This is a genomic window from Hymenobacter sp. 15J16-1T3B, from assembly GCF_020711235.1.
In the GTDB taxonomy this organism is placed as follows: Bacteria; Bacteroidota; Bacteroidia; order Cytophagales; family Hymenobacteraceae; genus Solirubrum.
In genome coordinates this window covers 345783-352389 of sequence record NZ_JAJFAV010000006.1, presented here as the reverse complement: position 1 = coordinate 352389, position 6607 = coordinate 345783, and the positions used below count along the sequence as shown (strand labels likewise).

Below are 6607 nucleotides of genomic sequence, written 5' to 3'. Positions count from 1 at the left end.
CGCCCGGCCCGCTCCCCGCGCCGCCGGTGGCTCCCTCACCGCCCGCCGCTTCGCCCACACCGCCCGCCGTGCCGGCCCCGCCGGTGGCCGCCCCGCCGACGCCCCCTCCGGCGCCGGCCCCTGTCCCGACTCCTCCCGCTGTTCCGTCCGCACTGCCAACGCCCGCCGCTCCGCCTACTTCTACTCCTCCCGCCCCTTTCCCGCCCAAGCCGGCTCCGGCGCCCACACCCGAGCCCGCAGCGCAGCCTCGTTCCGCGCCGCCCACGGAACCGCCGGCGCCCCGGCCCGTGCCGCAGCCGGCCCTACGTCCCAAGCCGGTAGCACCCGAGCCCGCCGAGCCTACGTGGTGGGACCGGCTGTCGACTGTGGTGCTCGAAAACTGGACCGGCATCCTCGGCGCCGTGGTGCTGGTGACGGGCGTGGGCTTTCTGGGGGTGTACACCGCCCTGCAGCTGGCCCCGGTGTACCGCTTCCTGCTCATCAACCTGTTTGCCGCGGCCCTGCTCGGCGCGCACTACTACCTGCGCCGCAAACCCTTCGCGGCGCAGCTGGCGGTGTGGCTGCAAAGCAGCGCGGCGGCCATTTTTCTCTTCACCTGCGTGGCCGCGGTGAGCATTCCGGGCCTGCGCTGGGCCGAGCGGCCGTTTGACTACCTGCTGCTCTTTGCCGGGGCAGCCGCGAATCTGTGGCTGGCCTGGCACAGCAGCCGCGAGGCGGTGTCGTCCCTGCACGGCATTTTAAGCCTGGTGGCGCTGGCCGTGCTGCCGCCCACGCTGCTTACGCTGGGCGCGGCGGCGGCCGTTACGGCGTTTGCCATTGCCATTACCTACCGGCAGCGCTGGCGCTACCAGCTGCTGCTGAGCATTCTGAGCTTTTTTGCCTTTCACCTGTATTGGCACGGGCAGCTGGCCTTGCCGCTGGCTTCGGGGCTGCGGCTGGGAGCCATGGCGCTGGTGCTGCTGGTGGGCCTGGCCGCGGCCGTGGTGCAATACCGCAAGGTGTACGCCACCGGCCGTTTCGACGCCCTGCTCTTCGCGGCGCACGTGCTGAACTGGACCTGCCTGGGCGTCAACCTTTACCTCTACAGCACCGGCTCGATCTGGAAAACCATTCCGCTGGGCCTAGGCGCGGCGACGACCTTTGTGGTGGCGCGTCAGGCGCGGCGGCTGGGCATTCAGTGGCTGTTTCAGACCGACACCGTCATTTCGCTGATTCTGGCCCTGGCCACGGCCCTGTCGCTGCAGGGCTGGCACGCCACCCCGAGCGTTATTCTGGTGTTTATGCTGCTGGAAACGCTGCTGGTGGCCTTCATCATGGCCCGCGAAGGTGAAAATCTGGTGTTTCAGATAGCCTCGGTGGGCGCCCTGCTGGCCGGCGGCGCCCTGCTGCTCCTGAACCTGCTGCAGCTGCCCAGCTACTCGCCCACCGGCCTGCACCGCAACGCGCTGCTGCTCTTCTTGGCGGCGGCGGCCGGAGCAACCTATTTCCACCTGGCCCGCACGCTGCCGCTGCTCACCACCGAGGCCGCCCCGCCCCTACGCCGCGAGCTGTACCGCTCGTTCGGCGGCGTGGTGGGCGCGCTCTACGCCGGGGTGGCGGCCCTGCTGCTGCGGGCCCTGTTCGGCGTGCCGCAGCCACCGGTGCTTGCGCTGATGGGGGCCAGCGGGGCCGCGGCCGGAGCCGTGCTGGGACTGAGCCAGTGGCTGCGCAGCGGGGCAGCGTGGTTTCGGCAGCTGCATCTGCTGGCGGCCCAGCTGCTGCTGACCGTGGCCCTGCTCGGCCTGCACAAGCTGGGCCTGAGTTGGCCCACCACGCTGCTCGTGCTCTACGCCGAAACCCTGGCGGCCGCGGCGCTGCTGGCCCGGCGGGGCGAAGTCCGCGTGCCGCAGGTGCTGGCCGTGACGGCCCAGCTGACCGGGCTGCTGTTCTTGCTCGTCAGCTTGTTCTTCCTGCCGTTGCCGGTGCTCACCGCCCCGCAGCTGTACCGCCGCGCCGGCGGCTTGCTGCTGGCCGCCCTGCTGGGCGCGGCCTTTTCCCGCCTGACCCACGCCGCCCGCCCCGCCGCGGAGGCCCAAGATGCCGCGGACGAAGGCTTGTCGTACTGGACGCAGCCGTGGCTGGGGGCGCTCATCGGGCTGCACTACACCGGCCTGCTGCTGGTGCTGGCCCAGGGTTTCTTCGGCCCGGCACCGGCCTCTATTCCCGCTTTGCTAATTGGTACGGTAGCAGCGGCGGGCAGTGCGGTGGCCACCAGCCAGTGGCTGCGCGGCACCGCCGAATGGCTGCGGCAGTTGCACCTGCTGGCCGCCCAGGCGCTGCTGACCCTGGCCGTGCTCGGCTTGCACGAACTAGGTTTGAGCTGGCCCACCACGCTGGCGATTCTTTACGCCGAAACCCTGGCGGCCACTCTCCTGCTCACGCGCCGCGGCGAAGCCCGGGTGCCCCAGGTGTTGGCCGTAGCCGCCCAGCTCACCGGCCTGCTCCTGCTGCTGCTCTGCGTTGTTGAGCTGACGCTGCCCACGCTGGCAGCGGCGCAGCTGTACCGCCGGGCCGCCGGGCTGCTGTTGGCGGCGCTGCTGGGGGCCGCGTTTTTCCGGCTCACCCACGCCGCCCGCTCCGCCGAAACTGGGGAAGGCGGCCTCGGGTACTGGGCCGGCCCTTCGCTGGGCGTGCTGATTGGGCTGCACTACACCGGCCTGCTGCTAGTGCTCGGGCAGGGCTTGTTCGGGCCGGCGCCGGCCTCCGCGTCCGGACTGTTGCTGGGTGCCGTCGCCGCAGCCGCTTGCGCGTTCGGCATTAGCCAGTGGCTGCGTGGCGCGGCCGAGTGGCTGCGCCAACTACACCTGCTGGCCGGGCAAGGGCTGCTGATGCTGGCGGCCCTGGGCCTGCACGAACTGGGCCTGAGCTGGCCCGCCGCCGCCCTGGTGCTCTACCTCGAAACCCTGCTGATGACCGTGCTGCTGGCCCTGCGTCGTGAGTGGCCCTTGTACCGCGGGCTGCTCTACACCACCCTGCTGCTGGCCTTGGGGCTGGTGCCGGTGGTCAGCCGCCTCGACGGCTTACTGATCATCGGCCTGAACCTGCGCGCTCTACTGCTGCTGACGGCCGCCCTGGCCACCGCCGGCGCCCAAGCCCTGCTGGTCCGCCGCGCCGCGCCCGCCTACGACGCGTTGCCGCTGTCCTACACCCCGACGTACCGCCTGCGCCTGCTGGGCCTGGTAGCCGGGCTACTGCCGCTGGCCGCCGCGGCGCTGGTGTATCACCACGGCTGGGCGGCGTGGGCGGCCGTGCTCGTGGGCGCCGGCCTGCTCGCGCTGCGGCGCACGCTGCCGGTGCCCGGGCTCTGGCTGGGCGTGCTGCTGGCCAGCGGCGGCTTCGTGCTGCTGCAGTGGCACCACGCGGCCGACCAACTTGCCCTGCAAGTTGCGCCGCGCCTGCGCTACCTGCTTCCCACAACTTTGCTGCCGCTGGCGGGCCTGGCTACTTCCTGGTGGGCCGCCCGGGCGCGGCACGTGCGCTGGCCCTGGTTGTACCTGCTGGGCCTGCACCTGAGCGCCACGGCTTGGCTGGCCTTCCACTTCCGCTCCGATGCCGCCCCCGGGCTGCTGTGGACGCTGCTGGCCGCCGGGGCGGTGGTGGGCGCACTGGCGCTGCAACGCCGGCAACCCGCCGCCGAGGCCCAGCAACGCGCCGGCCAGCCGGCGCGCTACTTGCTGCACGTGGGCTACGCCCTGCTGGGCGCGGCTTTGCTCTACCACCTCGGCCCCGTACTCCACAGCCGCGAAACGCTGCTAGGCTGGCCCGCCCGGCGCTTCACGGCGGCGGCGCTGCTGCTGGTGCTCGGCGCGCTGGCCCTCACCCCCGCGCCCGCCGACGCCCGCTACCGCAGCTGGCGCCTGCTGCACCCCTGGCTGCCCGAGCTGACCGTGCTGCTGGCCGCTTTCACCCTGCACTGGGAAACGCGCGTCATCTGGCACGCGCCGCTGGAGTTGCTGCTAGCCCTGGTGCTGGCCGGCTTCGCCCCGCGCCTGCCCCAGCGCCTGCGCCGCCTGGCCCTCTACGCCCTGCCGCTGTACTGGCTGGCGGCCGGCACGGCGGCCTACGTGGCGCTGCGCTACCTGCACCCGGGCCAGTGGCTGGGGGCGCCCTGGCTGACCACCGCCGGCGCCGTGGCGCTGCTCTTCGCGCTGGCGGCCGTGCTGCTGCGCCGCGTACCCGCCACCCGGGGGCTGCAGTGGCCGCCGGGCCTGCACGGTTTGGCGCAGCTGGGCCGCCTGCGCTTCCGCCACCTGGTTCCGGCGCTGCTCTACCCCGCCTTCGGGGTGCTCACGCTGGTGCTGGTGCAGTCCTTCGACCGTTCGGTGCTCACCGTGCTGCTGATGCTCGACGTGGTGGGCGTGTTCGTGAGCAGCCTGCTGCTGCGCCGCCGCGACCTGCGCTACGTGGCGCTGGCCGGCATCGGGGTGTGCATGGTGCGGCTGGTGTTCTTCGATCTGAGCCGGCGCGGCACCATCACGCAGGCGGTGGTCTTCATCTTCATGGGCCTGCTGCTACTGGGCATGAACGCGCTGTACGCCCGCTTCAAGGGCCGTTTTGCCGCCGATGCCGACGCCGCGCCCGAAGATTTTGCGCCGGATGACCCCGACGCGGCGCTGACGCCGTAAAAAGCCCAGCCGGCGGGGGAACGACTTGCCGGGCCGCCGTCGTTTCTGGCTCGGAATGTTGCCCCACGTTGGCCGCGATTCAGAACGGATTGTTTTCTTGCCGTTCGATCAGGCTCGTTCACGCTACCGACACCGTGCGGCGCGTTTCTTCCGGTACCTTTCTGTCCGTTCACGCCTTCCTCCCCACCATGAACCTCCGCTCGTTGTTGCTTGCCGCCGTGTTGGGCGGGGCCGCCGTTGCCCCCGCCGCCGCGCAGGACACTCCCCCCCAGCTGAATACCCTTCCCACGGCGCCCGACACCGCGGCGCGCACGGCCACCGCGCCGGCCCCGCAGCAACAGCAGCCGCGCTACCGCATCGGCCTCGTCAACGGCGCCGTGTACGCCGCCGACGACGTGGAGCTGCGCCAGCCCGCCGTGGGCCGCTCCTACCTGCTGCTGAACGGGCAGCAGCGCTTCGAGCTGGACCAGATCAAGTTCTTCGACGACGAAACCGGCCACTACATCCGCACCACCCTGCCGGGCTCGCGGCGCATGGCCACGCTGCGCCGCGAAAAGACGGGCCGCATCAGCACTTACTCCATCACCTCGCAGCAGTACATGCCCGGCGCCTTCGGCGGGCCGTTCGGCTACGGGGGCTACGGCCGCTTCGGCTACCCTTATGGCTACGGCGGGTATCCCTACGGCGGCTACCCCTACGGCAGCGGCTACCGCACCGTCAAGACCGAGTACTTCAGCAAGGACGGCGGCCCGATTCAGGACATGAACTTCCGCAGCCTGAGCGTGGCCGTGTCGGACAACCCCGGCAGCGCCGAGCTGCTGCGCGACGTGGCCCGGCTGCGGCGCTACAGCACGGCCGGCTACGTGGTCGGCGGGGGCCTGCTGGCGGTGGGCATGCTCAATACCTTCAACGGCAGCAGCCGCGGCCTGCCGCTGGTGCTCGTGTCGGTGCCGGTGCTGCTGGTACCCACCTTCCTGAGCGGCACGCAGGCGCGCAAGCTCAAGCAGGCCGTGCAGCTCTACAACTACGGCGACGCGGCCGCCCGCTAAGCCGCCGCTGCCCGCTCGTACAAGCCGGAACCCGCCCAGGTTCCGGCTTTTTTGTGCCCGCCCCAACCGCGGGCGCGGCCGCTGCGTTTGCCGGTACTGTGCCCACCCCTGCTTCCCTCCCCGACTCCGCGGCCGATGCGGCCGACTTGGCCCGCCGCCGGGCGCTGGCCCTGCTGGCCCACGAGCGGCTGTGCGCCCTTTACGGCGCCCCGTTTCGCTTTTTCAGCGTCAAAGACCCGCTGAGCGAGCTGGTCAGCGCCGTGCTTTCGCACCGCACCCGCAACGCCGACTCGCACCGCGCCTACCAGCAGCTGGTGGCGGCCCTGCCCACCTGGGTGCAGGTGCGCGACGCGCCCACGGCCGAGGTCGAAGCCCTGATCAGCCCCTGCACCTGGCCCGAGCAGAAGGCACCGCGCATCCAGGCCATTCTGCGGGAGCTGACGGACCGGCTGGCGGGGCAACTGGAGCTGGCCCCGCTGCAGGCCCTGCTGACGGAGCTACCCGTGCCCGAAGCGCGGGCCTGGCTGGAAACGCTGCCCGGTGTGGGGCCCAAAACCAGCGCCGCCACCCTGCTTTTCAGCACCCTGCGCCGCCCGGCCATGCCCGTCGACAGCCACCACCACCGCGTGGCGCAGCGCCTGGGCCTGATCGGGCCGAAAGTGGGCACCGAGGCCTCGCACGCCCTGCTCGAAGCCCTACTGCCCGCGGGCTGGGACGCCCAGCAGGTGTACGACCACCACGAGGCACTGATGTTTCACGGGCAGAAGTGCTGCTACTTCCGCAGCCCCGCCTGCCGCCGCTGCGTGCTGCTCGACGTGTGCCCCACCGGCCAGCAGTTGCTCGGCCCGCCCGCCCCGGCACCGGCGGCGTAAGTTTCCCCGCGTTTGTTCATCT

At 71.6% G+C, this 6607-nt stretch carries 3 protein-coding genes; all 3 read left to right on the top strand.

Features of this window, described 5'->3' with window-relative positions:
- Positions 1-287 precede the first annotated feature (287 nt).
- The 3 genes from LJ737_RS12995 to LJ737_RS12985 all read left to right on the top strand — a co-directional run bounded on the left by LJ737_RS12995 (position 288) and on the right by LJ737_RS12985 (position 6585).
- Positions 288-4664: a hypothetical protein gene (locus LJ737_RS12995; protein WP_227766339.1), complete on the top strand. Its 4377-nt coding sequence runs from the start codon at positions 288-290 to the stop codon at positions 4662-4664.
- Between the two features lie 188 nt (positions 4665-4852).
- The gene (locus LJ737_RS12990) at positions 4853-5713 is read left to right on the top strand and encodes a hypothetical protein (RefSeq protein ID WP_227766336.1); all 861 of its coding nucleotides are present in this window, start codon (positions 4853-4855) and stop codon (positions 5711-5713) included.
- Between the two features lie 53 nt (positions 5714-5766).
- Entirely contained in the window at positions 5767-6585 is an 819-nt protein-coding gene (locus LJ737_RS12985) for an endonuclease III domain-containing protein (RefSeq protein ID WP_227766334.1), read from the top strand.
- The last annotated feature ends 22 nt before the right edge of the window (positions 6586-6607 follow it).

Bases quoted from the DNA above. Each gene is read 5' to 3' on its own strand.
- LJ737_RS12990 (WP_227766336.1), top strand. From the start codon at position 4,853: ATGAACCTCCGCTCGTTGTTGCTTGCCGCCGTGTTGGGCGGGGCCGCC.